The 16213-nt window shown below is 67.8% G+C and carries 15 protein-coding genes; 5 read left to right on the top strand and 10 right to left on the bottom strand.

Annotated features, from left to right (window positions below; all coding sequences use genetic code 11):
- Positions 1–106: 106 nt before the first annotated feature.
- The 7 genes from F5544_RS02310 to ftsH all read right to left on the bottom strand — a co-directional run bounded on the left by F5544_RS02310 (position 107) and on the right by ftsH (position 6775).
- Entirely contained in the window at positions 107–1099 is a 993-nt protein-coding gene (locus tag F5544_RS02310; RefSeq protein ID WP_167471631.1) for a DUF6779 domain-containing protein, read from the bottom strand.
- 70 nt (positions 1100–1169) lie between these two features.
- Complete coding sequence (locus F5544_RS02305; RefSeq protein WP_167471630.1) at positions 1170–1646, bottom strand: DUF3180 domain-containing protein; 477 nt, start codon at positions 1644–1646, stop codon at positions 1170–1172.
- Positions 1643–2191 carry a 2-amino-4-hydroxy-6-hydroxymethyldihydropteridine diphosphokinase gene (folK, locus tag F5544_RS02300; RefSeq protein ID WP_167471629.1) on the bottom strand — a complete coding sequence of 183 codons (549 nt, stop codon included), beginning with the start codon at positions 2189–2191 and terminating at the stop codon, positions 1643–1645. Before folK ends, F5544_RS02305 begins: the two co-directional genes overlap by 4 nt.
- Before the next feature lie 13 nt (positions 2192–2204).
- A complete protein-coding gene (gene folB / locus F5544_RS02295) occupies positions 2205–2588 on the bottom strand; it encodes a dihydroneopterin aldolase (RefSeq protein ID WP_167471628.1) in 384 nt (127 codons plus the stop codon).
- Positions 2589–2700: 112 nt separating this feature from the next.
- Positions 2701–3579, bottom strand: coding sequence for a dihydropteroate synthase (folP, locus tag F5544_RS02290; RefSeq protein ID WP_167471627.1), 879 nt, complete (start codon positions 3577–3579; stop codon positions 2701–2703).
- 11 nt (positions 3580–3590) lie between these two features.
- Positions 3591–4238, bottom strand: a complete 648-nt coding sequence (gene folE / locus F5544_RS02285; protein ID WP_174867554.1) for a GTP cyclohydrolase I FolE — start codon at positions 4236–4238, stop codon at positions 3591–3593.
- A gap of 137 nt (positions 4239–4375) precedes the next feature.
- Positions 4376–6775 carry an ATP-dependent zinc metalloprotease FtsH gene (gene ftsH, locus F5544_RS02280; protein WP_167471625.1) on the bottom strand — a complete coding sequence of 800 codons (2400 nt, stop codon included), beginning with the start codon at positions 6773–6775 and terminating at the stop codon, positions 4376–4378.
- Positions 6776–7182: 407 nt separating this feature from the next.
- Between ftsH and F5544_RS02275 the strand changes: the two genes are divergently transcribed.
- Entirely contained in the window at positions 7183–8157 is a 975-nt protein-coding gene (locus F5544_RS02275; RefSeq protein ID WP_238847052.1) for a hypothetical protein, read from the top strand.
- A gap of 192 nt (positions 8158–8349) precedes the next feature.
- Here the strand turns inward: F5544_RS02275 and F5544_RS02270 are convergent, their stop codons facing one another.
- The gene (locus F5544_RS02270; protein WP_167471624.1) at positions 8350–9174 is read right to left on the bottom strand and encodes a DUF1266 domain-containing protein; all 825 of its coding nucleotides are present in this window, start codon (positions 9172–9174) and stop codon (positions 8350–8352) included.
- 140 nt (positions 9175–9314) lie between these two features.
- On the opposite strand from F5544_RS02270, the gene F5544_RS02265 reads away from it, so the two are divergent.
- Entirely contained in the window at positions 9315–9584 is a 270-nt protein-coding gene (locus F5544_RS02265; protein WP_167471623.1) for a DUF2277 domain-containing protein, read from the top strand.
- A gap of 1 nt (position 9585) precedes the next feature.
- On the opposite strand, the gene F5544_RS02260 is transcribed toward F5544_RS02265, so the two are convergent.
- Positions 9586–10878 carry a PucR family transcriptional regulator gene (locus F5544_RS02260; protein ID WP_167471622.1) on the bottom strand — a complete coding sequence of 431 codons (1293 nt, stop codon included), beginning with the start codon at positions 10876–10878 and terminating at the stop codon, positions 9586–9588.
- A 146-nt stretch (positions 10879–11024) separates the two neighbouring features.
- On the opposite strand from F5544_RS02260, the gene F5544_RS02255 reads away from it, so the two are divergent.
- The 3 genes from F5544_RS02255 (at position 11025) to F5544_RS02245 (ending at position 14716) form a co-directional block, all read left to right on the top strand.
- A complete protein-coding gene (locus tag F5544_RS02255) occupies positions 11025–12611 on the top strand; it encodes an aldehyde dehydrogenase family protein (RefSeq protein ID WP_167471621.1) in 1587 nt (528 codons plus the stop codon).
- A complete protein-coding gene (locus F5544_RS02250) occupies positions 12608–13435 on the top strand; it encodes an SDR family oxidoreductase (protein WP_167471620.1) in 828 nt (275 codons plus the stop codon). The genes F5544_RS02255 and F5544_RS02250 overlap by 4 nt, the downstream gene beginning before the upstream one ends.
- Positions 13436–13825: 390 nt before the next feature.
- Positions 13826–14716, top strand: coding sequence for a LysR family transcriptional regulator (locus F5544_RS02245; RefSeq protein ID WP_167471619.1), 891 nt, complete (start codon positions 13826–13828; stop codon positions 14714–14716).
- A 15-nt stretch (positions 14717–14731) separates the two neighbouring features.
- Here the strand turns inward: F5544_RS02245 and F5544_RS02240 are convergent, their stop codons facing one another.
- Complete coding sequence (locus tag F5544_RS02240; RefSeq protein WP_238847051.1) at positions 14732–16171, bottom strand: amidase family protein; 1440 nt, start codon at positions 16169–16171, stop codon at positions 14732–14734.
- Positions 16172–16213: the final 42 nt, after the last annotated feature.

Below are 16213 nucleotides of genomic sequence, written 5' to 3'. Positions count from 1 at the left end.
GGCATTTGTCGATGCCATGCGCTCGCTACGTGATTTGCGGCTCACATCCGCGCCGCCCTCCGCCGATCAAGGCGATATCAGCACGGGCAACGGGCCGCGTTGCGAATCAGACAGTGCGGTTGCGCTCTTCGGATTGCAGGTTGGCCATGATTTCGGCGACGGAAAGGCGACGGGTCGAACTGTCGTCGGAGTCGATGTCGCGGCGGCGACGGCGCGAGCTCGCGGTGCCCATGGTCGGCGCGGAGGCGGCCGGACGCGGCGGGGTGGCCGGTTGTCTGGGCACGGCCGCGGCGGGTTTCGGCTCGGCTAATTCGTCCTTGCCGACCTCGGTGAACGCATCGGCCCAGCCGGACGGGCCGCTCAGCGGTTCGATGAATCCGGAGTCGTCGATATCGGCGTCGGTGATCTGCGCATCGGTGATGTTCGCGGCGGCGATGTGGATATCGGCCGGGTTGACCGCGGCGGTCTCCGCGGTGATCGGCTCGTCGAATGGGCTGGCGAAAACCGGCGGCTCCGGGTGGCTCGGCTCGAATATCGGCGTCGCGCTGCTGCGGGTTTGCTGCTGGTCTGAATCGGTCCAGATACCGGCATCCCCGGAGCTATTGTCACGCAGATCGCCCGACGCGCTCGGCAGCTCCTGGATCCTGGTCGAATCGGCGCGCACGGCCAGCCGTTCCTCGGGCAGGTCACCGTCGAACAGCCGCTGCAGGCTCTGTCTGAGCACCGTCAATTCGGCTCTGAGCGCGGCGAGTTCGGTGGCGTCGGCCCCGACCTCGGCGCGCACCCGCGCCTCGACGCCGAGCTCGTATTCGCGGCGCGCGGTCACCTCCCGCTCCAGCTGCAGTTCGTACACGGTCTGCAGGTCGCGCACCTTCGCCTTGTCGACCGTCGCGTCCTTGCGATACTTCGTCGCCGCCAGCGCGCCGATCGCGGCGGCCCACAGCGCGGCGACCAGACCGACCCGGACGAACTGCAAACTGTTGCTGAAGACCAGGAAAACGCTGGCAACCAGACCGAGCAGAATCAGTCCGCCGATGACGAATTTTCCCGCGTCCTCCCGCCGTCGACGGGAAGTGCTGCTACGGGAGGGTGAAACCATGGACGCCAGGGTAGCTTGGATGTCCGTCCGCGCCCAGAACCCCGTTCGGTGATTCGATCGGCGAAAGTTGCTATGTGGTAGCTGGATTATCAGTCGGATCCTCGGGAGCCCGACAGCAATACTCCAACCACAGCGCGGCAGCAACCAAGACCACCCCGGCCAGCATCCCGACGATCGCGCCGGGCGCATCGGCGCCCGCCGCACGCAACGTATCCCGCTGCGGGAACACCCAACACAGGAACCCGAGCCACACGCCCGCGGCCAGCGAACCGACCTGCGCGGAGGCCTTGGCCAGCGCCACCGCCCGCGCCGCGGTGATCGGATGCAGTTGATGCGGGCCGTCGCCGATCCGATGCTCGTTGACCCTGGCCCGGATCACGAAGGCGAGCACCGTTTCGATGATGGCCACCGGATACAGCGAGGCCCCGGCGTAAATGGAGATCGGCGGGAAGTTCGAATAGGCGAGCCGGGTGCCGATCCACGCGATCACCGCGGCGACGAACACATTCGCGACAAGATCGAAGATCCGGGTCGGGCGTAGCTTCACGATGCCGAATCCTTCTGTCCCACCGGCGAAGTCGCGGTCAGGCTCAGCTCGGTCGGCCGCACGCCCGCGCGCTCGGCCGGGTCGAGATCCGCGAGCCACTCGCGCACCGGCCGGACACGGCCGCCGACCGGCAATACCGCGTCCGGCTCCACATCGAGCCATGGAATAAGCACGAAGGCGCGATTGTGCGCCTGCGGATGCGGCAGGGTCAGCTCCGGATCGGCGCTTTCCACGGCGGCGGCGCCGTCACCGCACCAGACCACGTCGACATCGAGCGTCCTTGCGCCCCAACGCACCTCACGCACCCGGTGGGCCGCCCGCTCCAACTCCTGGCCGCGGCGCAGCCAATCGAAACAGTCCGCGGCCGGATCGTCCACCAGCACAACGGCATTCAGGTAGTCGTCCTGCTCGACCCCGCCCCACGGTGCGGTCGAATACACCGGCGACACCGCTACCACCCGCGCGCCGAATCCGGTGACGACACCGCGCAGATGCGCCAACCGATCACCGAGATTCGAGCCGATCGACAGTACGGCGCGCGTCACGCCGACTCCCGAATCATTCCGCCTCCCGACGCTGCCGGGTGGTGACGACGCGAACATCGTCGAACGGGTGCGGGATCGGCGCATGCGGCTTGTGCAGCACCACCTCGACGAATTCGATCCGCGGATCCGTCATCACCTCGTCGGCGATCTCGGAGACCACCTTCTCGATGAGGTTGCGCGGCGGGCCCTGGATGATCGCGACCACCCGCTCGGCCAGCGCACCGTAATCGACGGTGGTCGCCAGATCGTCGGATGCCGCGGCCGCGGCGAAATCCACCCACAGGTTCAGGTCGACGACGAACTCCTGCCCGTCGCGGCGCTCGTGTTCGAAGCAGCCGTGGTGGCCGAAGGCGCGCAGCCCGCGCAGCTGGATCTGGTCGACACCCCGCTCGATCATCGGATCACTCTGTGCCACAAAAACTTCGGATCCGGTCATGCTGTTACCTTCTTTGCCTGCCCGAGGGGCCCTCCGTGGTTACGCAGGCTGCCTCCTCCGGGCCCTGACTCGGTCATGCGATGGCCTCTCGGGTTCTCGGCCCGGCGGCGCGCTGCCAGGCGTCGGTGACGGCGATGGCGTCGAGCGAGGCGCGCACATCGTGCACGCGCACACCCCATGCGCCGTGCAGGGCGGCCAGCGCGGAGATGGTCGCGGTGGCGGTCTCCCTGCCGTCGGGTGGGCGGGGACCCGATTCGTCGGCGAGCAGCGTGCCGAGGAACCGTTTGCGGGAGGCGCCGATCAGGATCGGCAGGCCGCCCGCGACGAATTCGGGCAGCGCGGCCAGCAATGCCCAATTGTGTTCGGCGTTCTTGGCGAAACCCAGGCCGGGATCCAGGATGAGCCGCGACGGGTCCACACCCGCGGCGACGGCCTTGTCCACCTGCGCGCCCAGTTCGGCACGCACCTCGGCGACCACATCGTCGTAGTGGTCGGCCGGGCCGGTGTGCCGATAGTCGGCGCCCGCCCGCCAATGCATGAGGATCCACGGAACATCCGCGGCCGCAACGACTTTCACCATATCGGGATCGGCACGGCCGCCGGAGACGTCGTTCACCGCCGATACACCCGCCGCGAGCGCCGCCTCGGCGACCCCGGCCCGCATGGTGTCGACGCTGGTCGGCACGCCCGCGGCGACCAGCCCGGCGATCACCGGCGCCACCCGCGCCGCCTCGGTCTCCGGATCGATCCGGACCGCGCCGGGCCGGGTCGACTCGCCCCCGACATCGATGATGTCGGCGCCCGCGCGATAGAGCTCGACCCCGTGCGCGATGGCGAGCTCGGTGTCGAGGTATTTGCCGCCGTCGGAAAACGAATCGCTTGTGACGTTCACGACGCCCATGACCACGCAGGAACGACCACCGCGCGGGCCGACGCTCCCGGGTCTGGTCATCGGACCGTCACTCACTTCCGCAGGATCAGGTCGAGCGCCTCGGCGCGGGATACGGCGCTGGACTGCAGCAGGCCGCGCACCGCCGAGGTGGTGGTGCTCGCGCCCGGCTTGCGGATTCCGCGCATCGCCATGCACAGGTGCTCGGCCTCGATCACCACGATCGCGCCGCGCGGATCCAGTTTGCGCATAACGGCATCCGCGATCTGACTGGTCAGCCGCTCCTGCACCTGTGGGCGCTTGGCGTACAGGTCTACCAGCCGGGCCAGCTTGGACAGTCCGGTCACCCGGCCGTGTTTGCCCGGAATGTAGCCGACGTGCGCGACGCCGTGGAAGGCGACGAGGTGATGCTCGCAGGTGGAGTACATCGGGATATCGCGCACCAGCACCAGTTCCTGATGGCCCTCGTCGAAGGTGGTGTTCAGCACCGTATCCGGCTCGATGTAGAGCCCGGCGAACATCTCGCGATAGGCGCGCGCCACCCGGGCCGGGGTCTCGAGCAGGCCGGGGCGATCGGGATCCTCGCCGACCGCGATCAGCAGTTCCCGAATCGCGGCCTCGGCCCGAGCCTGATCGAACGGCCTACCGGTATGCAGCGCAACGGTTTCCGCCCGAACGGTGCCGGGCAAACCCTTTCCTTCGGCGCTGCCCGCCCCGTTCAGCGCCGGATCGCTGACGTATTTGTTGGCCGACAATCGAGGACACCTCCAAAATCCCGGGTGCCGGGCAATTTCTCGGCACCCCGATGGTCGAGCCTAATCGCCGCCGGGACTCGGCTGGGCGTCAGGCCGCCATCGGCTCAGCGACGACCGTTCGGTCCATCCCAGTCGTGGTTCTCGGGCTCGCCGCCGTGACCGGGATCGTCGTAGCCGCCGTGGTCGTAGCCGCCGTTGTTGTCACCGCCCTGCGGATGCTGACCCCACGGCTGCTGCGGATAGCCGTGCCGCGGTTGCTGCGGCTGCGACCAACCGCCGTAACCGGACTGACCGGTGGGCTGCTGCGGTTCGTCGCGCGGCGGCCAGCCCGGTGCGGACCAGCCGGCCGGGGCGCCGTAATCCGGACGCGAACCGTGCCCACCCTGCCGCGGGTACGCCTGGGTCGGCGCGTTCGGCAGCGGGTAACCGGTGGCCGGGGATGCGGGGTAGCCGCCGCCGTACTGCGGCTGCTGGTAGCCCGGATTCGCCGGGTAGCCGTTCTGCCCGGATTCCCGCTGTGCCGCCGCGGCGCCGGTCAGCGATTTCTGCACCGGCTCGGGCGGCCACACCTCGCCGCGCTCGGCGGCCAGTTCGCCCGGGGTCTTCACCGGCGGCTTATCCGAGGGCAACCGCTCGCCGAAATCGTTGAACGCGGTGATCCGCGGCCGCTTGTCGACCGAGGCCAGGATGTCCTCGAGATCCTTGCGGTGCAACGTCTCCCGCTCCAGCAGCGCGGTGGCCAGATCGTCGAGCACGTCACGGTATTCGTTGAGGATGGCCCAAGCCTCGGTGTGCGCGGCCTCGATCAGGTTGCGCACCTCCTCATCGATCTCGCGGGCCACCTCGTGCGAGTAGTCCGCCGCCTGGCCCATCGAGCGTCCGAGGAACGGATCGCCCTGGTCCTGGCCGTAGCGGACCGCGCCGAGGCGCGCGCTCATGCCGTATTCGGTGACCATCGCGCGGGCGATCTTGGTGGCCTGATCGATATCCGATGACGCGCCGGTGGTCGGCTCGTGGAACACCAGTTCCTCGGCCGCGCGGCCACCCATCGCCATGACCAGGCGGGCGATCATCTCCGAGCGGGTCATCAGGCCCTTGTCGTCCTCCGGCACCGTCATGGCGTGGCCGCCGGTGCGGCCGCGGGCCAGGATGGTGACCTTGTAGACCGGCTCGATATCCGGCATCGCCCAGGCGGCCAGGGTGTGGCCGCCCTCGTGGTAGGCGGTGATCTTCTTCTCGTGCTCGCTGATGATCCGGCTCTTGCGGCGCGGGCCGCCGATCACCCGGTCGACCGATTCCTCCAGCGCCTCACCGGTGATCACCGCACCGTTCTCGCGGGCGGTGAGCAGCGCGGCCTCGTTGATGACGTTGGCCAGATCCGCGCCGGACATGCCGACGGTGCGCTTGGCCAGACCGTCCAGGTCGGCCTCCGGCGAGATCGGTTTGCCCTGCGAATGCACCCGCAGGATGGCGCGACGGCCGGCCAGGTCCGGATTGCCGACCGGGATCTGCCGGTCGAAGCGGCCGGGGCGCAGCAGCGCCGGGTCCAGGATGTCGGGGCGGTTGGTGGCGGCGATCAGGATGATGCCGGTGCGGTCGCCGAAGCCGTCCATCTCGACGAGCAGCTGGTTCAGCGTCTGTTCGCGCTCGTCGTGCCCGCCGCCGAGGCCTGCGCCGCGCTGGCGGCCGACCGCGTCGATCTCGTCGACGAAGATGATGCACGGGCTGTTCTGCTTCGCCTGCTCGAACAGGTCGCGCACCCGGGAGGCGCCGACACCGACGAACATCTCGACGAAGTCCGAACCCGAAATGGTGAAGAACGGCACACCGGCCTCACCCGCGACGGCCCGCGCCAGCAGCGTCTTACCGGTGCCGGGGGGACCGTAGAGCAGCACGCCCTTCGGGATCTTCGCGCCGAGCGCCTGGTAGCGCACCGGATTCTGGAGGAAGTCCTTGATCTCGTAGAGCTCCTCGACGGCCTCGTCCGCGCCGGCGACATCGGCGAAGGTGGTCTTGGGCATGTCCTTGGACAGCTGTTTGGCCTTCGATTTGCCGAAGCCCATCATGCCGCCGCGGCCACCGCCCTGCATCCGCACCATCAGGAAGATGAACAGGCCGAGCAGCACCACCATCGGCAGCACGACCAGCAGCAGCTGGCTGAACCAGCTCTCCTGCTTGACCACGGTGTTGAAGGACGCGCCGGAGTTCTTCACGGCGTCGAAGACCTGACCCGCGCTCTGGCTGCCGCCCGGATACTTGGCGACGATCTTGGTCTGGCCGCTGGTCGCGTCGTTGCCGTTCTTCAGCTCGATGCGCAGCTGCTGTTCTTTGTCGTCGATCTGGACGTTCTTGACATTGGCCTTGTCGTTCAGCTGAGCCAACGCCACCGACGTGTCGACGTTCTTCCATCCGCGCGTGTCATTGCTGAAATAACTGAACGCAATGATCACGAGCACGATGCCCGCGATTATGGCCAGGGTGCGAAACACTGTCTTGCGGTTCATAGAGCGTCGGCCGAGCGGCCAGTCCTTTCCGGTGTCTCCGGTTCTTGCCTAAGCGATGCGTCTGGCGCGTCCGGTTCTCCAAGCCGGGGGTTCGGATGCGGACATGCCACGTTACCGCGTACGGTCTAGTCGATACATCGCGCAGTTCGACTGCTGGTGCAGTTAAAGAGGTAAACGACCCGAGAACGACGGTGGTTCCCGATGTCCCGGGTCGGGTCTCCTCCAAGTGGTCACAATCATGGCATGTTCGGCCTATCGTGAGCGACGACACAACACCCACGGCGCAAACGACCGGCCAGGAGGAAGTAGCGCAGGGTAACGATCGATGTAGCAGAAGACCGCGAACCAGGCAGGCGCACGGCGCGGATCGGGCAGGGCGCACCACGCGAATCGAACGGAGCCGCACCGTGAAAATCGGACAGAGCGCAGGGGGTATGGACATAGTCGAACTACGGACACCCACAGCGATAGTGCGGCACGGGCGTGGGCGTTTGGTCGTGCTGCGGCCGGGTAGCGACGGCGAGCGGGTGTTGGATGTCCCGGTATCGGATCTGTTGAAGGTCCGGCTGAATCGTCGTGCCGACGACGCCGTCGTCATCGAGATCTATCTTCGCTACCCGACGCCCGTACTGACCGGCGTGCCTGCCGACCGCACCCCGCTGCCGGTACTCATCGCCGAGCACGACGTGCCCGCCGCCAGTGAGATGGTGGACCGGATAAACGAGCAGATCCTGGCCACCCAGCGCATCGATGTCGCGGCGCCGGATCTCAGCGCGCCCGCGCCGGTGTGGGGTAAGACCGGCCCGACCCGTGCGGATGTGGAGCGCGCCGTGCGCAGAATGGCGCCGCGCCGGGAGGCCAAATCGGCGGTGGCCGCGCTGCACCGGTACGTCACCCCGGACGAATACGTGCTGGAAACCGCCATCGCGGTGGCGACGCCGCCGGTCGGCACCGGCCCCGGTCTGCTCGCCGCGACCACCGGGCGGCTGCTGTTCATCTCCATCGGCACCGGGGACCGCTACGCGCACGAATTGCCGGTACCCGCCGTCATGTGGGCGCGCACCACCGAGGGCCCGGCCACCGCGCCCGGTGAGATCGGCGCGGTCCGCGGCGAACCGGGCATGGATGTGCACGACGGCAATATGACCTTCCACTTCACCGGTACCGATCGGGCCGATACCGAGCGGGTCACCTGTGCGGTGAATTTCGCGGTGCGCCGCGATAGCGCCGACGGTGCCGCGGGTCCGGCCGATCCCGGTGTGGCGCAACTGTATTCGGAATGGGAGCTGTTGGTCGAGCGGCATTCGCTCGGCATGGTCGACGACGGGCAGTTCCAGCGCTACGGGCGCGGCATTCTGCGCTCACTTCCCGATGGCGGGTAGCGCACGACAAAAGCGTCGCTGACGCGCCGCTTTTTGTCGTGCGCTACAGACGTTGGTTCTTCAGGCAGGATCGCTTCGCTCACCTGCCTGAACCTCGCTTCGCTCGGCCCTCGCTTCGCTCGGATGGTCGAGCTGGCGTGGCGGAGAGGACTTCACGCTGATGCTTGAGTTCAGGCTGATGGGTTCACGACTTCAGGCTGATGGGTTCAGGGTGATTCGGCGCCAGGGGCTGGTTGGGCGCATCCAGAGGCGGAGCAGTTCCTTGCGGCGGTCTACGCCGCCGCTTTTGAGTTCGGCGAGGTCTTCGCAGGCCTGCCAGTAGGTCCAGCCGGCCAGGTAGGCGTCGCCGAATTGGCGCCAGTTGCGGTATTTGCGCTGGGCCAGTGGGAGGGCGCGCATCAGGTAGTCCCATGCGACGTCGGCGTCGAGGTAGCCGGCGGTGAAGGCCATTCTGGCGACCGCGACGACCCGTGCCAGATCCCAGGCGTGGATATCGCTCGGCAGTGGGCGGGCCAGATGGTCGGTGAAGCCGATCTTGATTGCCTGGGACCAGATGTCGTAGTCGCGAACCAGCGCCTCCGGATTGTCCATGCCGCGGAACGATCCGACCTGGCGCAGGAAGGCGCGGTGCCGGTCGGCGCGCTCACCGAAGCGGTCCCGCTCGCTGGCGTTGATCGAGGCCATCACCAGTGGATGCACCAGCGCGTAGAGCGGGGCGTGCATACCTTCCAGCAGCTGCTCCATCGAGGCCTGCGCCTCGGTGCCGTCGGTGATCCCCCAGGCACCGGTCAGCGTATCGATGGCGAGTTCGCGGCGATCACCGAGCGGATGCTCGCGCTCCGGGCCGAGCAGCAGCGCGTCGTGGAAGGCGTCCCAGCGCGCGGAGTAGAACGCGCCGAGCGCGAGCGAGCGCAATTCGTCATCGGTGACCGCGGCGCCGGACCAGTGGTCCTCCTCCCGCTTGTCCAGCTCGTCGTACGGGAAGGTCGTCAACGTTGGCAAGCCGCGGGCAGACATATCCCGATTCTTCCCCATCGATCGGAAACGGGCTCGGGTAATGGTCCACCGCGCGCGTGTCCACACCCGTATGCGCGCGATTTTCACATCCGGCGGTTCTTAGCCTGCCGTAGTTCGGGCCGGAGGACTAGTGTGCGGGCATGTGTAGAAACATCACCGTCCTGCGCGGCCTGGAGCCTGCCGCTACCGAGCAGGAAATCTATGCTGCCGCACTGCAGTACGTGCGCAAGGTCGGTGGCGTGTCCGGCCTCAGCAGCACCACCAAGGCCGCCGTCGACAAGGCGGTCGCCGCCGTCGCCGCGGCCACCACCCAACTATTGGCCGATCTACCGGACCGGCGGGTGGCGCCCAGCACCGAACCGCCGCTGCGCCGCATCGCCGCCCGCGAGGCGGCGACCGCCGACGACTGACTCACGGTAGAACCTCGACACCGTAGACGGCCACGCACGAGAGTGCGATTTCCAGTGGCAGGCTACGGGTTTCGATGACGCCGCCGAGCAGTTCCTCGATCCGCTGGATTCGGTATCGAACCGTATTCTTGTGCACCCCAAGCAGTTTCGCGGCGGCCTCCGGGCTGCGGTTGCTGCGCAGGTAGGCGTGCAGCGTTTCGCGCAGGCGGGCGGCGTTGGCGTCGCGGTCGGCCAGTGCGCCTAGTTCCCTGGCGATCAGACCGCGCATCGCGGCCTCGTCCACGCCTGCCAGATAAGCGATTTCGATATCGCGGTAGCGGGTGACCCGCTCCGGCGCCGCACCGCGTTCCGCTACTTGCCGTGCGGCGACGGCCTCCCGGTGACTTTGCTGGAATCCGGCCAGCTGCGCGCCGGGCATCCCGAATGCGACGCGCACCGGCGCCTCGATCCGCCCGAATGCCGATAGGGCATCGTCCAGCGAAAGCTGTTCCGCACCAGCGTCTTCCATCCCGATCCACACCCACATGGCGCTGGCTCCGGACGGCACGGTCAATGCCCGGCCCGCGCCGGCCGCCGCGGCGATCCGGTTCGCCACCCGCTCCAGTTGTTCGATGAATTCGCCCTCGCCGCCGGCGAATTCGGCGTCGTCGTCGGTCCAGAGCACGAATGCCAGATGGGTTCGGTCGAGCCGGTAGCCCAGCCGCAGACCGGCCTGGTCGAGATCCAGATCGTCACCGGCCAGCAATGCGCGCACGGTTTCGGTGCGCCGGTTGAGCGCGGCGCGCAGCACCCGCTCGCGCTCCTCCATGTATGTGTCGGTGAGCAATTCGACCGATTTGCCGATCCATTTCGTCGCCCGGTCGAACAGCCGCAGCATCACCGCGCGCTCGATCTCGTACGGCGCGTGCCGCTGGGTGACCGTCTCGGTCATGTAATCCACCACCGCCTGTAGCCCGAAGTGGTAGACCTGCAACAACACTCGCAGTTCGTAGCCGCGCCTGGCGATGGTCCTGGCGAAGGCGTGCGCCTCCTCGGCGGGGGTGTACTCGAAGGTGTTGCTGGTGAGACCGGCCAGCACCAGCCGGGCCTGCGCCCTCGTGCTCGCGGCCAGGTCGCGACGCATATCGCGGTCGGCGAGCTCCGGGATGTGCGCGGCGATCGCATTGTCCAACCGGGCGACGACCTGTTCGAGGGTTTCGGCGCGCATGGTCTCGAAGACGAACTCGGCCAGCCAGTCCCGCACCACATCGCTGTCGGGCGAGATTTCGGGGCGACCGGTCGGCGTGGCTGTCATAATTCCTCTGATTGTACTGAAAATACAAAACAGTCGGGTTTCATTGACAGCGAAGGCCAAGAAAGTCGCACCGGGTTGTGTCACGATCATAGTTCAGTGAACTGATTCACATAGGCCAGCAAACACAATGTCAGTGGGAGACAGCCGTGACCAATACCGAACCAGCGCCAGGCGCCGCGAAGCAGGCGGAATCCAGTGATCCGGCCGTCATCGAGGTGCGCAACCCCGGAACCGGACAGGTCGTCGGCACGGTACCCGACGAATCCGCCGACGCGGTGGCCGCGAAGGTCCGTGAGCTGCGGCTGTTCCAGCCGGAGTGGGAGGCCATCGGCCCGGAGGGCCGCAAGGAGTGGCTGCTCAAACTCCAGGACTGGCTGATCGACAACACCGATGTCCTCGCCGACGTACTGCAATCGGAGACCAGCAAGCCCCGGGCGGACGCGCTGATCGATCCGGCCTTCTCCGTCGATCTGACCGGCTACTACGCCCGCCGCGCCGCCAAATTCCTGGCCGATGACCATCCCTCGCCGCACAGCCCGCTGGCCCGGGTGAAGAAGCTGACCACGGTATATCGGCCGTATCCGGTGGTCGGGGTGATAACGCCGTGGAATTTCCCGCTGGCGATGCCGGTGATCGATGTGATCCCCGCGCTGGCCGCGGGCGCGGCGGTCATCCTCAAACCCTCCGAGGTGACGCCGCTGTCGGCACTCGAATTGGCAAGGGGCTGGGCGGAAATCGGCGCGCCGCCGGTGTTCGCCGTGGTGACCGGCCGGGGACCGGCGGGCGCCGCGGTGGTGGACAACGTCGATTTCGTGCAGTTCACCGGGTCGACCGCGACGGGGCGCAAGATCGCCGTCGCGTGCGCGGAGCGGATGGTCCCGTACAGCCTGGAGCTCGGCGGTAAGGATCCGGCCATCGTGCTGGCCGACGCCGATCTGGACCGGGCCGCGCACGGCATCGCCTTCGGCGGCATGTTCAACTCCGGCCAGGTCTGTATCTCGGTGGAGCGGGTGTACGTCGAGGCGCCCGTCTACGACGAGTTCGTGACGAAATTGACCGCGGCCGTTCGGAATCTGCGGCAGGGCATCGATGGACGCGAGTCGAAACACGATATCGGGGCGCTGGCCAACGAGAACCAGGCGCAAATCGTGCAGCGCCATGTCGACGAGGCCGTCGCCAAGGGCGCGCGGGTGCTCACCGGCGGCAAGCGCGCCGGATTCGGCACCGCCTTCGAGCCGACGGTGCTGGTCGACGTGGACCACACCATGTCGTGTATCACCGAGGAGACCTTCGGGCCGACGCTGCCGGTGATCAAGGTGGCCGATGAGGCGGAAGCCGTTCGGCTGGCCAATGATTCGATTTACGGCCTGTCCGCCTCGGTATGGACCGGCGATAAGGATCGCGGCAATCGCATTGCGCGCCAACTGAATGTGGGCGGGGTCAATATCAACGACGTCTTCGTCAACCTGTTCAGCTACGCGCTGCCGATGGGCGGCTGGGGCCTGTCCGGTGTCGGCACGCGCTGGGGCGGTCCGGCCGGAATTCGCAAATACTGCAAGCAGCAGGCGATTACGACGCCGATATTGCCGACCCAGCAGAAGGAACTTTTCTGGTTCCCGTACTCGATGCCCAAGCTGCTGTTCGCCGTCGGCGCGATGCGCGCGGCAGGTGCGCGCGGACTGCGCCGCATCGACCTGCCCGCCGTTCTGAAACTCAAGGGAGACAGCAAGTGACGCAGGAAATTCGCGGCAAGGTCGTCGCGATCACCGGAGGTGCGCGCGGCATCGGGCTGGCGACGGCCACCACGCTGCGCGCACTCGGTGCGAAGATCGCGATCGGCGATATCGACGAGGCGGCGGTGAAGGAGTCGGGGGCCGCGCGCGACTTCGAGTACTACGCCAGGCTCGACGTCACCGAGCAGAATTCCTTCGAGAGCTTCCTCGACGAGGTGGAGCGCGCGCTCGGCCCGATCGACGTGCTGATCAACAACGCGGGCATCATGCCGACGGGCCGTCTGGTGGACGAGCCCGATCAGCTCACCCGCCGGATTCTGGACATCAACGTCTACGGCGTGATCCTCGGCTCGAAACTCGGCCTGGCCCGGATGCTGCCGCGTAAGCGCGGGCACATCATCAATATCGCCTCGCTGGCCGGTGAGACCCACATTCCGGGGCTGGCGACCTATAACGCCAGCAAGCACGCGGTGCTCGGGTTCACCGATACGCTGCGCGAGGAGTACCGGGATTCGGGTGTCCGGTTCTCCTCGGTGCTGCCGACGCTGACCAAGACCGAATTGGGTTCCGGCGTCACCGCGCCGCGGCTGTTGCGGCCCGCCGAGCCGGAGGAGATCGCCGCCGCTATCGCGGGTCTGATCGCGACGCCCAAGTCCAAGGTGCGGGTGACCGCGATGGCCGGATTCATTTCGCAGGTGGTCGGGCTGCTGCCGGAAGCGCTCGGTGACGGTCTGGCGCGGGCGCTCGGTTCGGGGCGGGCGTTTTTGGACGATGTGAACACCGAGCAGCGCCGGGCCTACGAGGAGCGGGCGCGCGGCGTCTGAGACGTCCGGATGCGGTGCCGCGACCGGCCGGTGCGGGTCGCGGCAACCGCTTCGGACCGATCAGCAAACCACTTTGTGACGAAAATCACTCTTAGCAGAGTTAATGACTTACCGCCGCCTACGACGCGTTTCCGGCAAGTCGCTGGCGGCCCCACGGTCCGATGCATCGAGCACGACGCACAACCCATTTACGCTGGTCGAACGTCCAATTGGGGATGCGCCGGATACCTCCGGATAAGCTGCTAAAGATTCGCCAGGTCGATGGTGCGCAGCGCCATAGGAAGCAATATGCTGTCCCTAACAAACCTACCGACTGTTTCGGCCAGCTTATCCAGACTTTCCGGCCTATTTAGGGTGGAAATTCAGGACTGATTCTGATAGCAAGGGGCTATGGACCCGCATTTGCGCGACCTGCGTTACTTCGTCGCCGTCGCTGAGGAACTGCACTTCACCAACGCCGCCCAGCGGCTGCACATCGCCCAACCGACCCTGTCGCGTCAGATCCGTCAATTGGAACGCCAGCTCGACGTGGTCCTGTTCGACCGCAACCAGCGCAGCGTCGCGCTGACCGTGGCGGGTAAGGAATTGCTGGAAGGCGCCCGCAAGATCCTGGAACTCTGGGAGACCACCAACGTCTCGCTGCAGGAGGCGGGCGAGGTGCTGCGCGTCGGCATCCAGTCCGCGCTCGGCCGCGGCCTGCTCAACGATCTGGAGAGTGCGAGCGGACACCGGCTGGCCCTGCACGCGGCGTCCTGGACCGATCCGTCCAGCGGACTCGCGGGCCGCCAGGCCGATCTGGCGCTGGTGTGGCTGCCGCTGCCGGACTCGAACCGGTACCGCTGGCAGGTGCTGCGCACCGAGGCGCGCTGGGTGCTGCTACCGGAAAACCACCCGCTGGCCGAACAGGACAGCATCGCCTTCGCCGACCTGATGGACGAGCCGTTCATCGCGCTGCCCACCGAGGCGGGCGCGGTGCGTGACTTCTGGCTCGGCAACGACGCCCGCAACGGCCGCCAAGCCAAGATCGGCGCCGAGGCCGCGACCGCGGAGGACAAGCTGGAGGCGGTGAGCCTCGGGCTCGGCGTCTGCCTGCTGGCCGAGAACAACGTGCCGATGTACCGCTGGCCCGGACTCACCGCGCGCCCGATCACCGGGCTCGCGCCGTGCGAACTCGCCGTCGCCTGGCGCGCCGACGACACCAGGCCGACCATCCTGGAATTCGCGGCACGCGCGGTGGCGGGCGGTTTCTCGACCAGTCAGCCGGTCGCGGTCGCCAGCTGAACTACGGGGCGCCGATCAGCCGATGGTTCGGCGCCACGGATGGCGCGATTCCAGCTGCGCGGCCAGCCGCAGCAGCGTGGATTCGCTGCCGGGCGGTCCGGCCAGCTGCGCCGCGACCGGCGTATGCGATCTGGGATCCGAACCCATCGGGACCGACGCGGCGGGCCAGCCGACCAGGTTCCAGAGCGGGGTGAATGGTGAAAACCGCGCGCAGGCAAGGACATTCATCAGCCAACCCGCGGCGTGCCAGGCCCGCGCCCGTGGCGGCGCGGCGGCGAGCGTCGGTGTGATCACGACGTCGTAGCGTTCGAAGAATTCCAGCAGCCGGGATTCGACCCGGTCGATCTGCGCCGGACGCACCAGCCGTAGTCGTTGCACGAACCGGCCGAGCGCCAGGTGCCTGCGCGTACGCCGTTGTAGTCGTTCGGGATTCGCGAGCAGGGCGGCGTCGCGGATGGCCGCGGCCAACCAGCGCAGGAATACCGCGATGAGGGAATCGCCGTATGGCAGTGCGGCGGGCTCCACCAGATGTCCGGCGGCCGCGGCGGTCGCGGCGGCGATATCGGCGGCGGCGACCCATGGCCTGCCGACGCGGAAGATCCGAAGGGGCGAGTTGACGGCAAGGCCGATACGTAGTCGGCCCGGTGGATCCGTCTCGGCTAGGTCCGGGCGCGCGGCCAGCACCGATAGCGCGAGCGCGGCATCGCCGACCGTCGTTGCCAGCACACCGTTTTCGGCAAGGCCGGACCAGGAGTCGGCGCCGAGTTCGGCGGGCACGGTATGCCTGCCCGGCTTGATCCCGAAGACGCCGCAGCAGGCCGCGGGGATGCGGATCGAGCCGAGCCCGTCGCTGCCGTGCGCGATCGGCACCAGCCCCGCCGCCACCGCGGCGGCCGCCCCGCCGGACGAACCGCCCGCGCTGCGCGCGGTATTCCACGGATTGCGGGTGATCCGGTCCGGGGCGTCGGTGGTCGGCCACAGCCCGAGTTCGGGTACCGCGGTGAGCACGACGACGACCGCACCCGCCGCGCGCAGCCTGCGCACCACCGGATGGTCGGCGGCGGCCGGGCTCGGATCGGTCGCGGCGGATCCGGCGCGCACCGTCTCGCCCGCGACCGGGATGTTGTGTTCGATCGCGACCGGAACGCCGGCCAGCGGCAGCACGTCGAGATCGGATCGCTGATCGAGCGCGGCGGCCTCGGCCATGGCCCGCTCGGCGCGAACCACGGTGCAGGCGTTGATCTTCCAGTTCTCCGCGGCGATGCGGCGCAGCGCGGCCTCGACCACCTCGGTAGGGGTGGCCGTCGCGTCGTGCACCCTTGCCGCGATGGCGGCGGCCGGCCCGCGGGTGGTGTGGCCGGATTCCGCCGCGGTGGTCGGCACCGATCGCAGGCGTTCGCGGTCTTCGTGGTCGATTCGCGCCGCAGTGTTGTGCATGTGCTGATTCGCCCCCATCGCATCGTTGTCGAATTCGGGTGATCCGCTGTTGTGGCGCAA

Origin of the sequence: Nocardia arthritidis (assembly GCF_011801145.1) — a bacterium.
Classification (GTDB): domain Bacteria; phylum Actinomycetota; class Actinomycetes; order Mycobacteriales; family Mycobacteriaceae; genus Nocardia; species Nocardia arthritidis_A.
Note: the sequence above shows the minus strand (reverse complement) of the source record. Positions and strands in the feature narration are given on the sequence as shown.

What these genes read in the sequence shown, in the direction of transcription:
- ftsH (WP_167471625.1), bottom strand. Translation starts at nt 6,775, where the DNA reads ATGAACCGCAAGACAGTGTTTCGCACCCTGGCCATAATCGCGGGCATC.
- folP (WP_167471627.1), bottom strand. Translation starts at nt 3,579, where the DNA reads ATGACCAGACCCGGGAGCGTCGGCCCGCGCGGTGGTCGTTCCTGCGTG.
- F5544_RS02265 (WP_167471623.1), top strand. Translation starts at nt 9,315, where the DNA reads ATGTGTAGAAACATCACCGTCCTGCGCGGCCTGGAGCCTGCCGCTACC.
- F5544_RS02260 (WP_167471622.1), bottom strand. Translation starts at nt 10,878, where the DNA reads ATGACAGCCACGCCGACCGGTCGCCCCGAAATCTCGCCCGACAGCGAT.
- F5544_RS02245 (WP_167471619.1), top strand. Translation starts at nt 13,826, where the DNA reads ATGGACCCGCATTTGCGCGACCTGCGTTACTTCGTCGCCGTCGCTGAG.
- folB (WP_167471628.1), bottom strand. Translation starts at nt 2,588, where the DNA reads ATGATCGAGCGGGGTGTCGACCAGATCCAGCTGCGCGGGCTGCGCGCC.
- F5544_RS02310 (WP_167471631.1), bottom strand. Translation starts at nt 1,099, where the DNA reads ATGGTTTCACCCTCCCGTAGCAGCACTTCCCGTCGACGGCGGGAGGAC.
- F5544_RS02240 (WP_238847051.1), bottom strand. Translation starts at nt 16,171, where the DNA reads ATGGGGGCGAATCAGCACATGCACAACACTGCGGCGCGAATCGACCAC.
- F5544_RS02270 (WP_167471624.1), bottom strand. Translation starts at nt 9,174, where the DNA reads ATGTCTGCCCGCGGCTTGCCAACGTTGACGACCTTCCCGTACGACGAG.